The sequence below is a fragment of the Vibrio sp. YT-17 genome, assembly GCF_033337375.1.
Classification (GTDB): domain Bacteria; phylum Pseudomonadota; class Gammaproteobacteria; order Enterobacterales; family Vibrionaceae; genus Vibrio; species Vibrio alginolyticus.
The window spans coordinates 1-21,106 of the sequence record NZ_JAWOQP010000024.1 but is presented as its reverse complement, the minus strand read 5'-3'; the positions used below and the strand labels follow the sequence as shown (position 1 = coordinate 21,106).

General features: G+C 44.2%; 22 protein-coding genes and 1 other RNA gene. 11 read left to right on the top strand and 12 right to left on the bottom strand.

All coding sequences use genetic code 11. The features are described from left to right. Positions 1–6: 6 nt before the first annotated feature. Positions 7–468: a protein YgfX gene (locus R7F67_RS19600; protein WP_230623489.1), complete on the bottom strand. Its 462-nt coding sequence runs from the start codon at positions 466–468 to the stop codon at positions 7–9. Then, a complete protein-coding gene (locus tag R7F67_RS19595) occupies positions 437–697 on the bottom strand; it encodes a succinate dehydrogenase assembly factor 2 (RefSeq protein ID WP_005380951.1) in 261 nt (86 codons plus the stop codon). The genes R7F67_RS19600 and R7F67_RS19595 overlap by 32 nt, the downstream gene beginning before the upstream one ends. 189 nt (positions 698–886) lie before the next feature. Here R7F67_RS19595 and ygfZ point away from each other — a divergent pair, with 189 nt between their 5' ends. From ygfZ to R7F67_RS19580, 3 genes are all read left to right on the top strand, one after another. Next, the gene (gene ygfZ / locus R7F67_RS19590) at positions 887–1,855 is read left to right on the top strand and encodes a tRNA-modifying protein YgfZ (RefSeq protein ID WP_025768842.1); all 969 of its coding nucleotides are present in this window, start codon (positions 887–889) and stop codon (positions 1,853–1,855) included. Further along, entirely contained in the window at positions 1,848–2,321 is a 474-nt protein-coding gene (locus R7F67_RS19585) for an aminoacyl-tRNA deacylase (protein WP_005384562.1), read from the top strand. The genes ygfZ and R7F67_RS19585 overlap by 8 nt, the downstream gene beginning before the upstream one ends. A 638-nt stretch (positions 2,322–2,959) precedes the next feature. Further along, positions 2,960–3,166, top strand: coding sequence for a DUF1107 domain-containing protein (locus R7F67_RS19580; protein ID WP_005380970.1), 207 nt, complete (start codon positions 2,960–2,962; stop codon positions 3,164–3,166). Between the two features lie 65 nt (positions 3,167–3,231). Here R7F67_RS19580 and R7F67_RS19575 read toward each other — a convergent pair whose 3' ends face one another. Genes R7F67_RS19575 through R7F67_RS19565 form a run of 3 tightly spaced genes read right to left on the bottom strand, consistent with a single transcriptional unit; the run spans position 3,232 to position 6,252 of the window. Beyond that, entirely contained in the window at positions 3,232–4,440 is a 1,209-nt protein-coding gene (locus R7F67_RS19575) for an FAD-dependent 2-octaprenylphenol hydroxylase (protein ID WP_025768841.1), read from the bottom strand. A 31-nt stretch (positions 4,441–4,471) separates the two neighbouring features. Next, a complete protein-coding gene (gene ubiH, locus R7F67_RS19570) occupies positions 4,472–5,650 on the bottom strand; it encodes a 2-octaprenyl-6-methoxyphenyl hydroxylase (RefSeq protein ID WP_005380974.1) in 1,179 nt (392 codons plus the stop codon). A gap of 23 nt (positions 5,651–5,673) precedes the next feature. Beyond that, positions 5,674–6,252 carry a YecA family protein gene (locus tag R7F67_RS19565; protein WP_033907447.1) on the bottom strand — a complete coding sequence of 193 codons (579 nt, stop codon included), beginning with the start codon at positions 6,250–6,252 and terminating at the stop codon, positions 5,674–5,676. Between the two features lie 249 nt (positions 6,253–6,501). Here R7F67_RS19565 and R7F67_RS19560 point away from each other — a divergent pair, with 249 nt between their 5' ends. From R7F67_RS19560 to serA, 5 genes are all read left to right on the top strand, one after another. Beyond that, complete coding sequence (locus R7F67_RS19560) at positions 6,502–6,810, top strand: cell division protein ZapA (RefSeq protein WP_005384553.1); 309 nt, start codon at positions 6,502–6,504, stop codon at positions 6,808–6,810. A gap of 8 nt (positions 6,811–6,818) precedes the next feature. After that, a non-coding RNA gene (gene ssrS / locus R7F67_RS19555) (6S RNA) lies at positions 6,819–7,003 on the top strand. 5 nt (positions 7,004–7,008) lie between these two features. Then, a complete protein-coding gene (locus tag R7F67_RS19550; protein ID WP_005384552.1) occupies positions 7,009–7,608 on the top strand; it encodes a 5-formyltetrahydrofolate cyclo-ligase in 600 nt (199 codons plus the stop codon). Between the two features lie 53 nt (positions 7,609–7,661). Beyond that, a complete protein-coding gene (rpiA, locus tag R7F67_RS19545) occupies positions 7,662–8,318 on the top strand; it encodes a ribose-5-phosphate isomerase RpiA (RefSeq protein WP_005380982.1) in 657 nt (218 codons plus the stop codon). A 274-nt stretch (positions 8,319–8,592) separates the two neighbouring features. Next, the gene (serA, locus tag R7F67_RS19540) at positions 8,593–9,825 is read left to right on the top strand and encodes a phosphoglycerate dehydrogenase (RefSeq protein ID WP_005384551.1); all 1,233 of its coding nucleotides are present in this window, start codon (positions 8,593–8,595) and stop codon (positions 9,823–9,825) included. A gap of 71 nt (positions 9,826–9,896) precedes the next feature. Here serA and R7F67_RS19535 read toward each other — a convergent pair whose 3' ends face one another. Both R7F67_RS19535 and R7F67_RS19530 read right to left on the bottom strand, forming a co-directional pair. Beyond that, on the bottom strand, positions 9,897–10,589 hold the full coding sequence (locus R7F67_RS19535; RefSeq protein WP_005384550.1) for an oxidative stress defense protein: 693 nt from the start codon (positions 10,587–10,589) through the stop codon (positions 9,897–9,899). A 208-nt stretch (positions 10,590–10,797) separates the two neighbouring features. After that, on the bottom strand, positions 10,798–11,694 hold the full coding sequence (locus R7F67_RS19530) for a LysR family transcriptional regulator ArgP (RefSeq protein WP_132936935.1): 897 nt from the start codon (positions 11,692–11,694) through the stop codon (positions 10,798–10,800). A gap of 147 nt (positions 11,695–11,841) precedes the next feature. Between R7F67_RS19530 and R7F67_RS19525 the strand changes: the two genes are divergently transcribed. Both R7F67_RS19525 and R7F67_RS19520 read left to right on the top strand, forming a co-directional pair. Continuing rightward, positions 11,842–12,471, top strand: coding sequence for a LysE/ArgO family amino acid transporter (locus R7F67_RS19525; RefSeq protein ID WP_025998531.1), 630 nt, complete (start codon positions 11,842–11,844; stop codon positions 12,469–12,471). Positions 12,472–12,497: 26 nt separating this feature from the next. Further along, positions 12,498–12,980 carry a YbaK/EbsC family protein gene (locus R7F67_RS19520; RefSeq protein WP_005380994.1) on the top strand — a complete coding sequence of 161 codons (483 nt, stop codon included), beginning with the start codon at positions 12,498–12,500 and terminating at the stop codon, positions 12,978–12,980. 47 nt (positions 12,981–13,027) lie between these two features. Here the strand turns inward: R7F67_RS19520 and mscS are convergent, their stop codons facing one another. The 5 genes from mscS to R7F67_RS19495 form a co-directional block, all read right to left on the bottom strand. Continuing rightward, positions 13,028–13,894 (bottom strand): small-conductance mechanosensitive channel MscS, encoded by an 867-nt coding sequence (mscS, locus tag R7F67_RS19515; protein ID WP_005380995.1) that lies wholly within the window; start codon positions 13,892–13,894, stop codon positions 13,028–13,030. 424 nt (positions 13,895–14,318) lie between these two features. Continuing rightward, a complete protein-coding gene (fbaA, locus tag R7F67_RS19510; protein ID WP_005380996.1) occupies positions 14,319–15,395 on the bottom strand; it encodes a class II fructose-bisphosphate aldolase in 1,077 nt (358 codons plus the stop codon). Positions 15,396–15,549: 154 nt separating this feature from the next. Continuing rightward, positions 15,550–16,710 (bottom strand): phosphoglycerate kinase, encoded by a 1,161-nt coding sequence (locus R7F67_RS19505; protein WP_005384547.1) that lies wholly within the window; start codon positions 16,708–16,710, stop codon positions 15,550–15,552. Between the two features lie 151 nt (positions 16,711–16,861). Next, positions 16,862–17,899 (bottom strand): erythrose-4-phosphate dehydrogenase, encoded by a 1,038-nt coding sequence (gene epd, locus R7F67_RS19500; protein ID WP_005384545.1) that lies wholly within the window; start codon positions 17,897–17,899, stop codon positions 16,862–16,864. 135 nt (positions 17,900–18,034) lie between these two features. Next, positions 18,035–19,993 (bottom strand): ligand-gated channel protein, encoded by a 1,959-nt coding sequence (locus R7F67_RS19495; protein ID WP_318057310.1) that lies wholly within the window; start codon positions 19,991–19,993, stop codon positions 18,035–18,037. 140 nt (positions 19,994–20,133) lie between these two features. Here R7F67_RS19495 and R7F67_RS19490 point away from each other — a divergent pair, with 140 nt between their 5' ends. Then, complete coding sequence (locus R7F67_RS19490; RefSeq protein ID WP_053306784.1) at positions 20,134–21,027, top strand: LysR family transcriptional regulator; 894 nt, start codon at positions 20,134–20,136, stop codon at positions 21,025–21,027. The last annotated feature ends 79 nt before the right edge of the window (positions 21,028–21,106 follow it).

Below are 21,106 nucleotides of genomic sequence, written 5' to 3'. Positions count from 1 at the left end.
ATTCCATCAGCAGGGAGCATTAGCTCCCTGTTTCATTTCCCATTGGCGTAATACCAAAGATAGTTGACGATACTGCTCATCGTCACAGCTATCACGCCAAATCGTAACACTACGGCCAGATTGCAATTGGAATGTTATCTTGAATGGTGATGCCGATGTATCGACTCGCTGTAAATGACCCTTTTCGGACTCAATATCTTCCGAGTATTCGCCATATTCAAGAGCATCAAACCTAACCGAGCCATCGCAGTGCACATACCAATGCCCATGACTTGTAGGTTGAACAAGACCTTGGCTTGAGAGAGCCTTAACAATCAGTAATAACAAATAAGTCGATAATACGAGCGGAATGCTAGAGAAGATAACAGCCCAAGTCATCAATAAGAAAAGTACAACATTGAGGACTCGGGCAGTCAGAGAGGGAGAAGCAGTAAAATTAACGAACTTTGCTGAGGTTATGGGCGACAATTTTATCAACCATTGCTGCATGACCTAAATTTTCGCTACGGCCATGCCCCATTACCCAAGTAAACAGATCAGGATCATCGCATTCAAGTAAAGAAACAAAGTCACGCTGCTCTTGTTCACTCAGAGTATCAAAGCACTCTTCAAAAAACGGCATAATTACTACGTCAAGCTCAAGCATGCCTCGACGACAAGCCCATTTAATACGCGCTTTTTCTTCCGGAGTGTACATTCACTATTCCTTCATAGATGTCTTGTTGTTAGTGCGGAGTGTAACAAGGGATGTGCTACGTCACTAGTGTGCGGGTCACAATACGATAGTGAAAGCAGACAAATGTTGATTCGTAAATCGCTCCCCTAGTATCTCAAGGTTATTTGGGTATAACATAGCGGAAAAATATCTTCAAAAGGCATTGTAATTATGGAATGGCAAACTCGTTTTTCAGCATTACCTCTCTCAACTCAAGACGCACTTCCAGAGTTATCTATCTCACTGCTGGATAACTTCGGCATGATCACCATGATCGGTGACGATAAAAAATCATACTTACAAGGTCAGGTTACCTGCGATGTTGTTTCTTTAGAACAAGACCAATCAACACTGGGCGCACATTGTGATGCGAAAGGCAAAGTGTGGAGCGTGTTCCGCCTTTTCCATCATCATGATGGCTACGGCATGATCCAACCAAAATCGGCGATTGACGTAGAACTTAGTGAAATAAAGAAATACGCCATTTTCTCTAAAGTAACGATTGAAGCTTCTGATGACGTTATCTTAGGTGTCGCTGGCGTCAAAGCCGATGAATTCATTTCAACAATGAGCAAGACAACTGGCAGCGTTCGCCCAGTTGACGGTGGCACAGCAGTGCAAGTTGCACAAGATCGCTGGTTACTGATATTAAGTGCGCCAGAAGCACAGCAAATCGTTGAAACTACCGACGCTGTCTTTACGACAAATGAGCTTTGGAATCGTTTCGATATTGAGGCAGGTTTACCATTTGTCTCTGCATCCGCGCAGAATGCTCACATTCCACAAGCACTTAACGTGCAAGCTTTAGGAGGCATAAGCTTCACAAAGGGCTGCTACACGGGACAAGAAACGGTAGCACGAGCGAAGTATCGCGGTACCAATAAACGTGCGATGTATATCGTAAAAGGTGCAACTTCTGCTCCATTCAGTGACGAACCAATTGAGCTCGAACGCAGCGTAGGTGAAAACTGGCGTTCAGTAGGTGCTTTATTAAATCACTACCAGTTCAGTGACAATCACGCGATTGGCCTGATCGTGCTGCCTAATAATCTCGATGAGGACACTCGTCTTCGTTTGGTTGCGCAACCAGAATGTGAATGGACAATCGAATCACTGCCTTACAGTCTTGATGATGAGTAATACAATCAATACTCCTTTGATGCAATTTCTCACAGACCAACACATTCCGTTTCGTCTGTTACCGCATCAAAGACCAGCAACCACCATTGAGGATGCCGCGCACCAACGCGGCATTCGCCCCTCTCAAATGGTGAAAGCAATCTTGCTACGAGACATGGGTAATCAATATGCACTCGCCTGTGCGCCAGGTGATCGTAGCGTTGATCCCAAAAAAGTGCGCTCGTTACTGAAATGTCGCCGGATGACTTGTGTTGATCAAGCCGATGTTGAGTCCATCACTGGTTACAAAATTGGTACTGTCACTCCTCTGCTACTAAAACGTCATATGCCAATCGTGTTCGACCCTAGCTTACTAGAAGAACAGGAAGTCACGATCAGCAGTGGCGATCGCATGGCTGGACTGGCGCTTTCTATCCAAGATCTTATCCAATTGTGTCAGCCGACCGTAGCTGAGATCTGTCGTTAATCGTCTAAAAACAATGTAATGACACGTAGTGTTTCTATCACTGCGTGATCTCGCTCATATCTACAAAAATAGACATGAGAATTTTTAATCACATATAAAACATAAATAGTCACAAAGATAAAACTCGTATATGCTGAATTTGTTGGTTAAGTTTCAAACAAGCACTTAACCAATATAAAGTGAGTCAGCTAGCTGAGTGACAGCATTCATGCAGTTAGTTATCCACTTTTGTGTAATGCATCTGTGACTATTCGCCCGCTGAAGCGGGCTTTTTTTTACGTGGAACTTTTTCTCTTTCATTTCCTCTAATCGTTAGAACGTAAAGTGTGTTACGCGAAGCACGACCTTAATAGAAACAACTAGCAAACAACCGTTTTCGTTCTATTCTTAATTCTGTAACAAAACTATTGCTTAATGCGTCACGTAAAAAGGAGTGTATTGGGTAAGGGTTCCTTTAGAGAGGTTATTTTTGGGGTAATCCTCACGCTATTTAAGAGATGACACTGTCAAATTGTCTAAGACAACACAATTCTCTGACGCAACACCCTACATCTGTATTTAATACTATTGCTGTCACAATAATTTTCGCGTCCAGAACGTAGAATACCTAGGCTAGGTTAGATAAAAGGAAAGTAAATATGAGACTGTTTAAGCGCTATACACCAAGTATGATTGCTAAACATATAAGTCGTCTTTTTAAAGGAAGAATTTATATTTACGGGGTCGGTAGATTCGAGTTTGATAACGGTAAGTTAATACTGCCGGAGAAAGCAGAGCAACGCCATTTCCGAGCGGTCAAAGAGATCAATCAAGAAATAATGAAACTCCGATGCGCATATGCTTAGCAAAATGTTGATAAAACAAAGGCTGGATTAACCAGCCTTTTGTGTATTTGAAGTTCGCTTTGCACTTACTGACGCGCCAGATCCGGCAAGTGTCCCTTTAAACCAAGCGCGCGCTTCATGATCTCATCTTTCGCTCCCGGCAGTTGCCCCGCTAAACTTAAGCCAATGCCACGAACGAGCTTCTTAGCTGGGTTCTCGCCAGAGAACAAATCTCGAAACCCTTGCATAGTAGCGATCATCTTTGCCGCTTCCGCTTTTCGCCAACGCTCGTAGCTTCTTAGGTTGCGTTTACTGCCGATATCTTGACCCTGCTTCCAAAGTGCTAATACTTCTTGAGCAAGACTGGCCGCATCTAATAAACCTAAATTCACACCCTGCCCCGCTAATGGGTGAATGGTATGGGCCGCATCACCAACCAGCGCGACTCGCTCGACAACAAAATCTCGCGCATAGCGCATTTTCAAAGGAAACGCAGCACGCTCTCCCACTACTTCACATAGACCAAGTCGAGCATCAAACTCACTCGTCAACGCTTTATTGAAATCATGTTCACTCATCGCCACTAACTGCTCTGCTCGATTTGGCTCCGTGGACCAAACAATAGAGCACATATCTGGTTGCGACATTGGCAAAAATGCCAACGGTCCGTGAGGAGTAAATATCTGGCGCGCAATGCTGTTGTGTGGCATGGCAGTTTTGACATTCGCGACCAAAGCATGATGACCATAGTCCCAATGCGTTAATGGAATATCCATTTGATGGCGAAGCCACGAATTCGCCCCATCGGCTCCGACCACTAATTTAGCGGTCATGGCTTGGCCATTATCGAGCGTCAGCCAGCTTTCTTGCTCACCGACCGCGAGAGTCGCGCAACGTGCAGGCATAAACATAGTGACGTTATCGAGCTTTTGGACTTGTTCAAGCAGCGCAAGTTGAATCACACGATTCTCAACAATATGTCCTAAATCAGGTTGTGCCATACTTTGTGCATTAAATTCAATGCTGGCAAAGCTATCTTGTTCCCATACTTCCATGCCATGGTAAGGCGAAGCTCGGCGCTGTTCTATGCCCTGCCAAGCACCAAGTTTACGCAAAATCGTCTCACTAGAGCGGCTCAACGCAGACACACGAACATCGGGTAATTCTTTCAACGAATCATCTGGCACTTTACCTTCAATAATGGCGACACGCAGATCACTGTCTTTGAACGCGGCAGCAAGTGCCAACCCAACCATCCCTCCGCCGATGATGGCGATATCTACACTTTGCATCATTGCTTTTTATTACCTAATTCAGTGCGGCCGTTCATCGTTTTACCAAGCCAAGAGTATGGCGTAGTAGCGGCTGCTTAAAAATAGAAAGGTTATCCATCGCTGCTAAGGCAGTATTTCGGCCAATTCGCATCGCGGGTAAATCATTTGAAAAAACATGCACCAAGGCACTGGTTAGCCAAATAGTTTCGCTTCGATCTGCTTCTCTACGTTGACTAAAGCGCATCAGGCCTTGATAAAGACCCACATCCTCACTTTGCTGCACAATTTCTTCTGCTAGTGAGACTACATCGCGAATACCGAGATTAAAGCCTTGTCCAGCTATCGGGTGCAGCGTTTGCGCCGCATTTCCAACAATCGCAAAGCGATGTGAAATATTTTGCTTTCGATGGCGAAGAAGCAATGGGTAACTTGCACGGCGACCCACTTTTTTCATCGCGCCTAAACGCCAACCAAAATCGTTCTGTAAACGCTGGAGAAATGCTTGATCAGATAACTCAAGAACGGCTTGGGCTTCTTCAGGGTGCAAACACCAAACTAAGGACATTCGATTGTCACTCATTGGCAATAAAGCAACAGGGCCATTTTCAGTAAAACGTTCAAAGGCTCTACCTTGATGAGGTTCTTGAGTCACAATATTGGCAATGACAGCCACTTGTTCAAAATCTTGCTCAGAAAGTTCTAGACCAATTTTCTGACAACAGGTCGAAACAGCACCATCTGCAGCTACCAACAGTTTTGCTTCAAGTTGCTCACCACTTTTCAACGTCACATGGGTACAGTTTTGCTCGCGCTCGATATCGGTAACGGAGTCAGGACAAAACAGCGTAATTGATTCGCTGCTGTCTAATAATTCTTGATATACACGCCCAACATCGGCTAATTCTACAACATACCCTAGAGCTTCAACCCCAACCTCTTGCTTGGTAATCTCCGTCATCCCAGCATGAGAACGGTCAGAAACGTGGATATGTTCAATGGGGGTGACAAACGGTTCTACTGACGTCCAGAGCTGTAGTTGACGCAACAGATTGACAGTACCGTAAGACAATGCGATTGAGCGAGAGTCAAAACCAGGGTGCATATCTGATTGTGCTTTAAAAGGCTCAACGACTGCAATGCGGAGCTTTCCCTGAGACAAATGGTCAATCGCCAATGCTAACGTTGCACCAGCCATGGCACCACCAGCAATGACTACATCATATTGCTTCATACTAACCTCTGGACAGTCTACGATTAGTGAATAGTAGGTTTTTTGTCGCTGCTTTCAGGACGAACACCAAATTCAGCATGAATTGTTAGTACGCAAGCTTTGATGTGCTCAATCACTTGCTCTAGCAATTGCGCTTGTTCACCAAGATCGTCATCTTCATCGATGCCTAATTTGGCAATCTCTTCTAAGTCAGCCAGTGCTTCTTTAGCGTCATCAGATGCTTTATTAAGAGCAACGCCTGCTAGACCTAACCCAGAAATAAAGTGGTTTACAAAGTCGGACACACTGTCGGCTAATGCGAATAAGCCTTCTTCGCCCGGCTCATCTGGCAATAATAAAGACAGCTCCATCGACGTGCCAGTTAGTTCATTGACAGTAACAGTGAATACGCTTTGAGCAAAAGCTAGCGCGGTAGAAGGCCAACCCATACCATCATTGGTGTAGTCAAACAGAATAGGCTGCCAAGTTTGATCATTAATCGCCAATCCACCACTTAACATGCCGACAAATAAGCCATGTAACTCCGCCGGTGTTACTGCTAGGCTTGCAGATTGCAGTTCAGCAGCAATAGATTGGTATTCAGGAAGGGTGATTTCACTCATAACTTGGCTCATTCTTGCGTAATAATGTATTGGTATATCCTACCATCAAGGTTAGTGGTCTGAAACGGCTATCAAATTCAATTTTGGACAGCATTTGTTCAATTTGCCCAATTCCTGTGTGATCTCGTCATCATTTCTCTTTCTGTGATGGGAAATGCTTGAATCTTAATAGCGGTTTTCCTATAGTTTGCTCCTCGGTAGTTGTATGAAGCAACACCTTAGATAGCGCGAATATAGAGTTTATTCATCATGAGCAATCAAGCGATCGACGTTGAAATATTAGGCAAACTTACACGTGTGAATTGTCCGACAGGACAAGAAGAGTCTCTTGTTGCAGCGGCAAAAGATCTGGATCGCCGATTGAAAGAAATGAGCGAACGTACTAAGGTAACCAATGAAATCCAACTGCTGACCTTTGCTGCATTGAATATTTGCTATGAGTTGCACACCAAGTCATACGAATCCAATGGTCAACAGCAAGAAATTACTGAGCGAATGGAAAAGCTCACCGCGTCTTTAGAGAACGCACTAAGCAAAGTTACGCAAGGACAGCAGTAAATACAAAATTTACCCTGGGGTGTGCGTCAGCAGGATTTAAGTCCCTGAGCCGATAAGCAATACCTAAGGGTTAGTATTTGGTAACTATTGAGCAAGCTCGGCATGCACCGAGAAGCCTACGGTTGTCATTGCTGATCCGCCTTGAACCAGCTGGTTCAAGGGCCACAATCCTCAACGGCACCCTGGGGTATTCTCTCTATGTCAGACCTCTCTCGACAAGACTTCCGCAAACTGATTCGTGAAAAGCGCAACGCTCTGTGCAGTGATACGCAATACCAAGCGGGAATCGACCTTATTACTCAATTTTCCCAACTTCCTGAAATCGATCAGGCGCAACATATTGCCATCTACCTTTCTGCAGACGGTGAGCTTGATACTAAACCGCTCATTGAATGGTTATGGCAACAGGGAAAATCGGTTTATCTGCCCGTCATCCATCCCTTTTCTAAAGGTCAGTTACTGTTTCTTCAGTATATAAGTGATGAACAGCTCGTCTACAACAAGTACGGCATCTTAGAGCCCAAGCTCGATATCAGACACCTCAAACCCGTTCGCCAGCTTGATTTAATCTGCACGCCTTTAGTTGGGTTCGACAGTATCGGACACCGCTTAGGCATGGGCGGAGGGTACTACGATCGTACTCTGTCACGTTGGTTTATAACTGGAGAGGGTGCTAAACCTGTCGGTATCGCTCATGACTGCCAACATGTAGAACGCTTACCAATTGAAAGCTGGGATATTCCATTACCTAAGATCGTGACCCCAAGCCAAATATGGCAATGGGAAAGTGACAAGTAAGCCGCTATAATCACGCCCGCAAACGTTAACGAACATCTATTCAGGAGATTGGCATGACTCAAGATGAAATGAAAAAAGCGGCTGGTTGGGCAGCACTAAAATATGTTGAGAAAGGCAGCATTGTCGGTGTTGGTACTGGCTCTACCGTGAATCACTTCATCGATGCACTAGGCACTATCAAAGATGATATTAAAGGTGCAGTGTCTAGCTCTGTCGCTTCAACTGAGCGCCTTAAAGAGCTTGGTATTGAAGTATACGAGTGTAACGATGTAATGAAGCTGGATGTGTATGTTGATGGCGCAGATGAGATCAACCCAGCACGTGAAATGATCAAAGGCGGCGGCGCGGCTCTGACTCGTGAGAAAATTGTCGCAGCAATCTCTGATAAGTTCGTATGTATCGTTGACGGCACTAAAGCAGTTGACGTACTTGGCCAGTTCCCATTGCCTGTTGAAGTAATCCCAATGGCACGCTCTTACGTGGCTCGTGAATTGGTAAAACTAGGTGGTGATCCAGCTTACCGTGAAGGCGTTGTGACTGACAACGGCAACGTGATTCTGGATGTGCACAATATGCAAATTACCAACCCGAAAGAAATGGAAGACAAAATAAACGGCATCGCTGGTGTGGTGACTGTGGGTCTTTTCGCTCATCGTGGTGCTGACGTAGTGATCACTGGCACACCAGAAGGTGCAAAAATTGAAGAATAAATAACAGCCCAAAATGAACCTATCTGGTTCACTTTTCTGTTATTTCATTACATACGGTGCTGCAAGGCACCGTTTTTTATTCCTTTCTATAAGAAAATTATCTCTTATTCCGTAATTTTCTTACCCAAAGCAATTTTTTTTTGTTACTTTATTGAACAGAAGACGCACAGGGAAACGTTTGTCTTCCTACAAAACTGTTAATTATCCCCTTTTTAATAGTTTTGCCCAATGTGCGCCACATTAGCCCACCTTTCCATTTTAAGGACGAGAAAAAATGGCCAAAGTTTCACTGGAAAAAGAAAAGATTAAGATCCTCTTGTTAGAGGGACTCCACCCTTCTTCAGTTGAAGTTCTTCAAGCAGCTGGTTATACCAACATTGAATACCATAAAGGTTCCCTTCCGGAAGAAGAACTAATTGAAGCGGTAAAAGACGTGCACTTCATTGGTATCCGCTCCCGTACGAACCTATCCGAAGAGGTAATCAATGCGGCGAACAAGCTGGTTGCAATTGGCTGTTTTTGTATTGGTACTAACCAAGTAAACCTAGATGCAGCAGCAAAACGCGGTATTCCTGTCTTTAATGCACCATTCTCTAACACTCGAAGCGTGGCAGAGCTTGTACTTGGGCAAATCCTTTTACTAGTGCGTGGTATTCCTGAAAAGAATGCACTTGCACATCGCGGTATTTGGAAGAAAAGTGCAGACAACTCTTACGAAGCTCGTGGTAAGTGCCTTGGCATTATCGGATACGGTCACATTGGTACGCAGCTTGGTATTATTGCCGAAAACTTAGGTATGCGCGTTTACTACTACGATATTGAGAACAAACTGTCCCTTGGTAATGCGACGCAAGTACATACCATGAGTGAACTATTGAACAAATGTGATGTGATTTCTTTGCACGTTCCCGAAACACCGGAAACGAAAAACATGATGGGTGAAGCTGAATTTGCTCGAATGAAACCAGGTTCCATCTTTATCAACGCGGCACGTGGCACCGTTGTGGATATTCCTGCACTTTGCCATAGCTTAGAAGCTGGTCACCTTGCCGGCGCTGCAATTGATGTATTCCCAACTGAACCAAAAACGAATGCTGACCCGTTCGAGTCTCCTTTACAAAAATTCGATAACGTCATCCTCACTCCACACGTTGGTGGTTCAACGCAAGAAGCGCAAGAGAATATCGGCTTAGAAGTGGCGGGTAAACTGGCTAAGTACTCTGATAATGGCTCGACACTTTCAAGCGTAAACTTCCCTGAAGTGTCATTACCAGAACACAGTGGTGAGTGTTCTCGTCTGCTTCATATCCACAAGAACCGTCCTGGTATCCTAACTCAGATCAACACCATCTTTGCTGAAGAAGGCATTAACATTGCCGCGCAGTACCTACAAACAGCCGCTGAAATAGGCTACGTAGTGATCGACGTTGAAACTGAACGCTCAGAAGAAGCTCTAACAAAGCTCAAAAACATTGAAGGCACAATCCGTGCTCGTATCCTGCACTAAACAGTGAAACAGAAACGACAAAGGCAGGGGTTATGACTCCCTGCCTTTTGCTTTTTACTGTTTGCTAAGCCTTACTTTAGCTTATAAATGACATCGACTTGATCGCGAATGATCATAGTTGAATCTTGGTAGCTATTCGCTCCTTCTTTACTATCCATCGCCATTGAACGCATTAACACAGGCTGAACGTGCATCTGTCTGTAATTGATCTGCCATACATCGCCCAACTTTTTCTCAAAACCAGTCGCTAATGACCCTGCTTTTTCTCTTGCGTCCTTAATCGCAGCCATTCGTGCCTTTTGCTGATACTCGGCTTGGTTGCTTACCTTAAGTTGAATATTATCAACCTGATTAATTCCCGCTTCTAACGCCATATCTAGGTATTGGTTAAGGTTTTTCAGATCCGTCACCGTGACATCAATACTGCGAGATGCTCGATACCCAACAAGTTCTGCTTTCCCTGATTTAGGGTAATGGTACTGAGGAGCAAGGTATAAATTCGAGCTAGTAATATTGTCTTTTGACAAGCCGGCATCCGATAAGCTTTTTAGAAACTCTTCAACGGTTTTATCTACGGACAATTTCGCTTGTTCGGCCGTCATTGTCGTATCGACTACTTTTACAGAAAACGTAGCCATATCAGGTGTGGCCGTCACTTCGCCATACCCCGTTGTCGTAACATGAGCAAACTCTGGCGTATTCGCCAAAACTGAAGCACTGGTAAGGCTGAGTGCTGAAGCCAGCAAAAATGAATACAATTTCATTCAATAAATCCATCCATACAAAATTAAGTACTTAATCTCAGATTCCAACATCACTATCATGGCTGAGAAAGCGTGTGGTTTCATAATAGAAACTTCCGCCGATTATCCAAGCACCCATAGTGACTTCTAACACAACTTTGACTATGTAACATTGGCGTAATTTTTAAACAAAACACACTTAAGTTAACGATATGCAGCTCTGACAAACTTATTGAGGTAGATGCTCCTGCGCATACCCGACTATCGCGTGTGAGATTTCTTGTAATACCCCAGTTTCTAACTGCCAGTGGTGCCAATAAATCCGATGGGACATTAAAAAACCTGGAGTCACATCAACCAACACACCTCTGTCTAATTCGTCGGTAATTTGCAAGCGGGGGATCAAGCAATAAGCAACACCAGCTAACGCCACTTTTAGAAACGCTTCAGAACTACTGATGTTGTGATGAATAACGCTGTCAGGATTGACGTTAAAATGCTCGGTAAGAAATGTTTTATGTAGATCATCATATTGGTCATATGAAACGGCCGGTGCTTTTGCCAATGTCTGATTATTTACGCCTTTAGAAAAATAACGCTGATAGAACTCTGGGCTCGCGACACAAACATAATCGATGCGACCTAAATAGTCTGCTCTGCATCCGGGGATTGGCTGGGACTCCAAGCTGATCGCTCCTGTCACTTCGCCACTTTTGAGTTTTTCAATAGAGCGGTATTCACCATAGATAGTCAGTTTTAGTTCAACTTGACGCTGCTTCATAACATTTTTCAGCGCTGGCAGTAGCCATGTTGCAAGGCTATCTGCATTAGTCGCTAAAGAGAGTTGCACAGGTCGCGTACTGGTATCATTTTTTAGTTCGGGGAGAATTTCATGCTCTAGCAAGCGTACTCGCCGATAAAGACCCAACAATTTTTTACCAATTGGCGTTGGCTTAGGTGGCTGGCTTCGAATTAAAACAGGCTGCGCGAGAAACTTCTCTAACTGCTTGATACGTTGAGAAATGGCGGATTGAGAAACAAATAAATGCTCGGCAGCACGCTCAAAGCTACCCTGATAAACTATAGCGTCTAATGCCTCAATCCATTTGTAATCTAACCCTCGCATACCTTTCCTCTCACTCTTGATCAAACGCCTCCCGTTAAATTAGTCTATCTAATGTAAGATTAAAATCATTAATTATACTTATTTAGATAAACGCTTTATCTTTCCCTTTTCTGTAAATGTATTTGTTATTTTGAAGTGAGGTGAAGTGTGAGCTTGTGGGTTCTATTGCAAGGTTTTGGTTTAGGAGCATCAATGATCATTCCGATCGGCGCGCAAAATGCGTATGTTTTGAATCAAGGCATAAAGCGTAACCACCACCTAACAACCGCCACTATTTGTAGCGTGCTAGATATGATTTTCATCTCTCTAGGTATTTTTGGTGGTGGTGCAATTCTGTCTCAAAATGAAATCTTACTGACGTCGGTGACACTTGGTGGTATTGCTTTCTTGAGCTTCTATGGACTGCTCTCACTAAAAAGTGCTTTTAAGCCAGAGAGTGAATCGGAATCAAAAGGGGAGATCGTAGCTCGAGGTCGTCGAACGGTTATTCTAGGTGCGTTAGCCGTTACTGTGCTTAATCCGCACTTATATTTAGATACAGTCGTTATTCTAGGTTCGATCGGTGGACAATTTGAAGGCCATGATCGCATTGCTTTTGCACTAGGTACGATTATGGCTTCCTTTGTTTGGTTCTACACTTTATCGATAGGAGCCGCCAAACTAGGTCCAACACTCTCTAAACCAAAAGTGAAAAAAACCATCGACATTGCAATCGCAATGATGATGTTCACAATAGCGTATATCTTAGCGAGTGAGCTTATTGATAAGTATTGGTAATCATAAGGTAGTAAGGCAGCAAAGACATGGAGTCACTAAAACGTATTTATAACAACAATAGAGAGCGATTCAACGCGCTCTCTATTCCTTTTCGGGAATGGCAGCACGAAGCCATCTTAGACTTTGAGACAGATATACGTATTGCGAGAGAGCTTGGTTGGACGGGTACGCATACCAAAAGCCTCTTTTTAACACTCAAAGGACAAGGTTACGCGGTTTATCTGACAGATAAGGACTCGCGCCTCGATGCCAAGCAGATTAAAGCGATTACAGGTAAACGTCCCTCTATTTGTAATGACGATGAAATGGTCGAAGTGTTAGGTTGCGTACCCGGCGCGGTTTGCCCAATAGGCTTACCGGAATACATCACTATCATTGTTGATACCAATCTCTATCAACATCAAGAGTTGCTCTATACGCCTGGCTTACCTGAGTTCACATTTGGATTTGCAGGTAAACATCTAAAACGCCTCTTACTTGCTGGTCATCACACCCTTTACGAAATATAAAAAAGCGAGGCCTATTGGCCTCGCTTTTGAATATCGACTGCTTTTGATTAAGCGTCGACTTTGTTCAGGTGAACATCCATTTGTGGGAATGGAATCTCGATACCATTTTCATCCAATGCTTCTTTAATACCTTGCATTGCATCAAAGTATACGCCCCAGTAATCTGCAGTTTTCACCCATGGACGAACCACAAAGTTAACTGAAGAGTCTGCTAACGTAAGTACACCAATTGTGATATCTGGGTCTTTCAAGATACGTGGATCTTTCTCTAGCGTCTCACGAATCACTTTCTTGGTTAGTTTAAGGTCTGCTTTGTATGAAACACCAATCACTAGGTCGACACGTCGTGTCGCATGGCGAGAGTAGTTAGTAATGGCACCGCCGATAACTGAAGAGTTAGGCACAACAACCATTTTGTTGTCTGGTGTTTTTAGAACTGTTTGGAAGATTTGAATTGCTTCAACACTACCCGCTACACCACCGATTTCTACGTAGTCGCCTGATTTGAATGGACGGAACGCAACAATAAGTACGCCTGCTGCAAAGTTTGATAGTGAACCTTGTAGTGCAAGACCAACAGCAAGACCTGCCGCACCAATCACAGCAACAACAGAAGCGGTTTGAACTCCTAATCGACCAAGAGCCGCGATTAGCACGATTACAAATAGCAAGTAACGAACAAGACCGTGAATAAATTCAACGACGGCCTTATCCATGTTTTTCTTTTCTAGTACTTTAGAAACACTACCAGCGACTGCCTTAACGATAAGATTACCGATAAACAGAATAAGCAGCGCAGAGATAATGTTCACACCGTACTGAACCAGTAGATCTGAATTGTTTGTCAGCCAAGTTTCAGCCTGAGTTAGACCATCCGTTAAAGTGGTATCGATACCCACCGATTCACCTGCCATAATTCTTATCCTCAAAAATAAAGAGATATAAATCCAATTGCCGTTAATTTATGAACCTTGTTTTTTAAAGGCTCTTTTCTAAAACAACATCCCTATTGCTCCACTGAACAGTGTCAGATTTTTGGCACAATATCCCAACTCTGACTTTTTTCAAAGTCAGAGTTTCGCAAAGATATGCAAAACAAGACTTTATCAGAGCTTTCTGACACTGACTTGTTACAGGTTACGCAATGCACTCTGATTTCGCCACTCTTAAGACTGATATTCCCATGTTTTCTTTAAAAAAACGTTAAAGGTGAGATATCTCACTAGCAAATACAACCTAACGCATAAAAATATCGGGAGAAAGCAGCGGGGAAGAAAGTGATAGACATAAAAAAACCCGCTCAGAGAGCGGGTTTTTAAGTAACTTAATCAGTAACGATTATAGTACGTCAACTGCGTTAAGGTCAGCAAATGCTTGCTCTAGACGAGTAACCATTGAAGCTTGGCCTGCACGTAGCCATACGCGTGGATCGTAGTACTTCTTGTTTGGTGCATCTTCACCCGTTGGGTTACCGATCTGACCTTGTAGGTAATCGTGGTTTTCAGCTTCGAACTTACGGATACCATCCCAAGTAGCCCACTGTGTATCAGTATCGATGTTCATTTTGATTACACCGTAGCCGATAGATTCACGGATTTCTTCTAGAGAAGAACCTGAACCGCCGTGGAATACGAAGTTTAGAGAGTTCGCTGGAAGACCGAATTTCTCAGAAACGTGCGCTTGAGAATCACGTAGGATAGTTGGAGTTAGTACAACGTTACCTGGCTTGTATACGCCGTGTACGTTACCGAAAGATGCTGCGATAGTGAAACGGTGGCTGATTGCGCTTAGTTTCTCGTATGCGTATGCAACGTCTTCTGGAGAAGTGTATAGCTCAGACGCATCCATATCAGAGTTGTCAACGCCGTCTTCTTCACCACCAGTACAACCTAGTTCGATTTCTAGAGTCATGTTCATTTTAGCCATGCGCTCTAGGTACTTAGCAGAAATTTCGATGTTCTCTTCTAGAGACTCTTCAGAAAGGTCGATCATGTGAGAAGAGAATAGTGGCTTACCAGTTTGCGCGAAGTACTCTTCACCAGCGTCTAGTAGACCGTCGATCCAAGGAAGTAGTTTCTTAGCTGCGTGGTCAGTGTGTAGGATTACTGGAACACCGTAAGCTTCAGCTACAGCGTGAACGTATTTCGCACCAGCAACAGCACCTAGGATTTGAGCTTCTTGACCTTCAAGTTTTAGACCTTTACCAGCAAAGAAAGCAGCGCCACCGTTAGAGAACTGAACGATAACTGGAGCTTTAACTTTTGCAGCTGCTTCAAGTACTGCGTTTACAGAGTCAGTACCCACACAGTTTACTGCTGGAAGTGCAAAGCTGTTTTCTTTTGCAACTTCAAATACTTTCTGAACGTCATCGCCAGAGATAACACCTGGTTTTACGAAGTCGAAGATCTTAGACATGGATGTAATCCTATTTATCTGTCGTTTTTAAACAAAACTTGTTAAGTTGAAAATCTTGCAAACGTTTGCTCACAACTGAGGCTATTCTAGCAGAGTTCCTCACACGTTGCAGCAAACAAGAAAGCGGGAGAATCACTCCCCCGCTTTGCTTTAATTACTTAGCGCGTGCTTCTAGCATTTCTACTGCTGGAAGAACTTTACCTTCTACGAACTCAAGGAAAGCGCCGCCGCCAGTAGAGATGTAAGATACATCCGCTTTGATACCGAACTTGTCGATAGCCGCTAGCGTGTCACCACCACCAGCAACAGAGAAGCCTTCAGAAGCTGCGATAGCTTCAGAGATACCTTTAGTACCTGCTTCGAAGTTCTTGAATTCGAATACGCCTACTGGACCATTCCATAGGATAGTCTTAGCGTTTTTAAGGATTTCAGCTAGTTCAGCAGTTGAATCTGGACCAAGGTCGAAGATCATGTCGTCGTCTTGTACTTCAGAAACGTGCTTGATTTCAGCTTCTGCGTTCTCGTCAAATGCTTTCGCACATGCAACGTCAGTTGCTACTGGAATTGCACACTCGTCCATTAGCTTCTTAGCTGTTTCAACTAGGTCTGCTTCGTATAGAGACTTACCAACGTTGTGGCCAGCAGCTGCGATGAATGTGTTAGCAATACCACCACCAACAACGAGTTGGTCAGCGATTTTAGATAGAGACTCAAGAACCGTTAGCTTAGTAGATACTTTTGAACCACCAACGATAGCAACCATTGGGCGAGCTGGCTTGTCCATTGCTTTGCCTAGCGCTTCTAGTTCGTTCGCTAGTAGAGGACCAGCACATGCTACGTCTGCGTGCATACCAACGCCGTGAGTAGATGCTTGAGCACGGTGAGCCGTACCGAATGCGTCCATTACGAATACGTCACATAGTGCTGCGTATTTCTTAGATAGCTCTTCGTCGTTTTTCTTTTCGCCTTTGTTGAAGCGAACGTTTTCAAGAACAACAAGTTCACCCGCATTTAGCTCTAGGCCATCTAGGTAGTCTTTTGCTAGCTTCACTTCGCAATCTAGTGCGTCGTTTAGGTAATTAACAACTGGTTGTAGAGAGAACTCTTCAGCGTATTCACCTTCAGTTGGGCGACCTAGGTGAGACGTAACCATTACTTTAGCGCCTGCTTCTAGGCAGTGCTTAATAGTTGGAAGAGATGCGATGATACGTGCATCCGAAGTTACTTTACCGTCTTTTACTGGCACGTTTAGGTCAGCACGGATAAATACACGTTTACCTGCAAGATCCAGGTCAGTCATCTTGATTACAGACATGATGTGTCCTCTCAAATATTTAATAATTAAAGTTTTTGAAAACTCGGCAACCCTGCCAAGCCTGTTAATTCTTCAAACTGGTTATAGATATGGAGATATTATGGATTTATTTCAAGGCTAGAAATAAAAATTCTCCATCACTTCTTCGTCATTACTGTTCCACTTGCGAAGAAGCTTGCATTGCTAAGGCAGTATCCAGCATCCGGTTAGCAAAGCCCCATTCGTTGTCGCACCAAACGAGCATTTTTACGAGTTGCCCGTTACTCACTCTAGTCTGGCTTCCATCCACAATCGCACTATGGGGGTCGTGGTTAAAGTCGATGGAAACGAGTGGCGATTCAGTATAGTCAACAATGTTACGTAATGTACACTGAGATGCGTTAACAATGGTTTGATTTACGTCATTAACTTTCACATTTGTACTAATTGTGACACTTAAATCCATTGCAGTGACGTTAACCGTTGGAACACGAACAGAAATTGCTTCGAATTTGTTGGAAAATTTCGGGAAGATTCTTTCAATCCCCTTATGCAACTTAGTGTCCACCGGAATAATAGATTGGCTTGCAGCGCGGGTACGGCGTAAGTCGTTATGATACGCATCAATTACTTGTTGATCGTTCATGGACGAATGAATTGTGGTAATGGTGCCAGACTCTATGCCGAAGGCTTCGTCTAATACTTTAATGATGGGAACGATACAGTTGGTGGTGCAAGAGCCATTGGAGACAACACGGTGCTCGTCTTTCAGAGTTTCGTGGTTCACGCCATAGATAATCGTATTATCTAGGTCGTTTGCGCCCGGGTGCGAAAACAGTACTTTCTTCGCGCCAGCTTCTATATGCGCTTGCCCATCCGCTTGCGAACCAAATACGCCAGTGCAATCCAAGACGATATCAACTTCTAAATCACGCCAAGGAAGTAATTCGATTTCGGAGAGGTGGAGAATGCGAATGGAATCATATTCACCGCTGTCATGATGAACATGCAAATGTTCTTGGTCATGGGAAATTTTTTTACCAAAGCGACCATGACTGGTGTCATATTGCAGTAGGTGTGCCATCGCCTCTGGCTGTGCTAGTTCGTTAACCGCCACAACCTTGATCTGCTGGTGTTTTCCGCTTTCATACACCGCTCGCAGAACATTACGACCTATACGTCCAAATCCATTGATCGCAACCTTTAGCATTTATCCTTCGCCCTACCAAAAATTTCGTGTTACAGATACTACCTGATCAGGCTGACAAACGCACCTGTTGAATCACAGTAAAGCAGGATTAAAAAAGGTCGAGACTATGCTCGACCTTATTACAACGATAGATAATTAAAATGCGACGTCTAAACCTAACCAGTAGCGACGACCATCTTCAATATATCCGTATTCTTCGTAACTGATTTCCTCGTCCAGCAAGTTATAGATAGCGCCTTTAATACGAGTATTGTCGGTTAACTGGTATGTCACACCGGCGTCCACAAAGGTATAAGCTGGCTCTACGATACTGTTTCTTGATGGGCCAGTAACCGGATCCATTTCTTTACCTCGGTACGTGACTTTCGCCCAGCTCTCTAGATCTGTTGTCGTTTGCCAAGTCACATCCACATTAAACAGATGCTTTGGTAACTGCTGCAGCGGCATGCCTTTGTATTCACCTGTTTTTTGCTCTGAGTCGGTAAATGTGTAGCTCGAGCTAAGGTAAATGGTTTCCGTTAACGGCGATGCTAAGGTCGCTTCAATACCTTGTGTGACGGCTTCATCCACGTTAATACGGTACGTTGGATCTGCGCCCCATTGGTTTGGACCATCAGTACAGATAGTGTCTGGACAAACAACACGTGTGATCTTGTCTTTGAATTCGTTATGGAACGCTGTCAAAGAAACATCTAAGCCAGAATCACCTTGATACAAGACGCTGATTTCTTTGTTTAGCGACGTTTCAGGGTCAAGATCTGGGTTACCGTAGATATTACCGCCACCACTGACTTGCGCCCAGCCAGGAGTAATTTCACGTAATTGTGGAGAACGGAAACCTGTTGCCACACCGCCTTTCACCGTCCAAGACGGTTCAACTCGCCATACACCGTAAACACGCGGACTAAAGTGCGCGCCATAGTTTTCGTCATGATCTAGACGACCACCAAGCGTAACGCTAAACGGATCAGCGATTCTCCATTCATCTTCAATGAAAACAGCCCACTGCGTATTCGATGTTTCAGTCTTCGATGACGCTTTGTTGGAGGTGAAATCCTCAAGCTCTGCATGAGTGGCGTCCACACCCGTCGTCAACGTATGGTTTCCGATACCAGTCACCAAGCTCGATTTGAACGTGGTGTTGGTGATCGTCATCTCACGAGATTTGTTCTCGCTCTCTTCTCGCTGTAAGTAAGTATCTGAAATGCCAATCGAATCCCAATCACCGTTGTGGCTTACCGTTACGTAATTACGACGATATTCATTCAGTGAGTCTTCACACCCACCACGACACCCAGTGGTCGGCACTGAAAGGCCTACATTACCACGACGACTTTGTGCCGACGTGCCGCCTTCTAATTGCACCGAGTGGCGATCATTAATCTGGTAAGTCAGTTTTGAAGAGATACTCTGCATATCTTTATCTTCATAACCGTATTCGATGTCATCTTCTTCTCTGGTTGTGTACTGACCATATACTTGGAGAGATAAATTTTCAGCCAACGGACCATTAACGAAAAAGTTCGCGCTCTGCTCTCCCCCTGAGCGACTATTCTCTTGTAGTACCGTGCCCAGTTGAACATTACCCGTCCACTCTAGCGCATCTTTTCGTGTGATGACGTTAATCACACCACCAATCGCATCAGAACCGTAAAGCGTCGACATTGGGCCACGAATAACTTCGATTCGCTCAATCGCTTGAAGAGGAGGTAACCAACCTTGTTCGATACCAGGGCCGTCACTATTTGGACGAGTTTCACGCGTACTTTGACGTTTACCATCGACCAGTATCAAAGTGTATTTAGAACCCATACCACGGATACTAATGTCGGTGGTATCACCACCACCTGTCACGACAACACCTGGCACACTTTTTAGTGCATCAGTCACATCGCGGTAATAACGGGAGTCCAACTCCTCACGTGAAATCACACTAATACTTGCAGGCGCGTCCGCTTGAGATTGCTCATAACTTGATGCAGTTACAACCACTGTTTCCATTTTAGAAACTGCATCATTGGCAAAAACATGAGGGACACTGACGAAGGCTAAAATACCAGTTGCGGTAATAACTGGCAGTCTAAGAGTAGACATCTACATCTCCATAATTGATAATGATTATTATTTTCGAAAGTGAATTATTCACAAATAGAATGAGATGCATAGTGAGAGTTATGGAACGGTTCTTTCCATTTATGGAACTCGTACATAACGCAGTAAGGAGTAAAAGAAATATGCACGACTTAGCATCAATTAGAGCCTTTGATGCGCTCAATCAGCATAAAAGTTTGACAGCCGCTGCTAAAGCCCTTAATCAGCCAAAATCAACGCTAAGTCGTCGCTTGGCACAATTAGAAGAAGACTTCGGTCAGGCTCTAACCGCCAGACAAGGTAATCGATTAGTTCTGACAAGAGCTGGAGAAATCTTTGCCCACTACAGCCGCCAGATTCTTGAGTTAAGCGAAGAGAGTTATGATGCACTGCAAGGTTTAACGAACCAAGTTTCAGGGCCACTGCATATTGTTTGTCATACTGCCTTAGTTAGAAGCTGGCTCGGCGGCGTACTCAATCGTTTTCTAGCTGATAATCCCGATGTTAGAGTTCAACTTACCAGTGACTTTTCTGAGGCGCATCATGACCCAGATTTGTTCATCTGGCTCGGTGAACGTAAAGAGCTAGACTGGCGAAAAGAAGTGCTGGGGGTATTTCGCTATACGCCTTTTGCCTCTCCAAATTATCTAAAACAACATGGGCCTATACCGCACCCCAAAGAACTTGAAGCACATCCATGGATCGATTTTGGTTCAGTGCAAGAAAATGGATTGATGCTAGCACACCCTCAACACGGTGAGTTCTTTTTAGAACCCTTTGTTAGTCGCTTATACAGCGACAACATAGCAATGCAAATAGACAGTATCGCGAATGGTCATGGTATTGGACTGCTGCCGACTTGGACAGCATACGGCTATGAGAAACATCACCCAGGGCGAATCACGCCTTGCTTAGAAGGTTGGCTTTCTGAGCCTATTTCCATTAACTGCTATACACCAGCAGGACGACCACCACTGCGCTTATCCGTACTTTTAGACTGCATTCACCAAAGCATTCCACAAGGTTGGAAAACCTGACAAAAGTAAATTACCACCTTCTAAAGAAGGTGGCTTTGTGTGAGCCCCCTAAAAGGGGGCCTTTGTTTAGTCCAGCGCC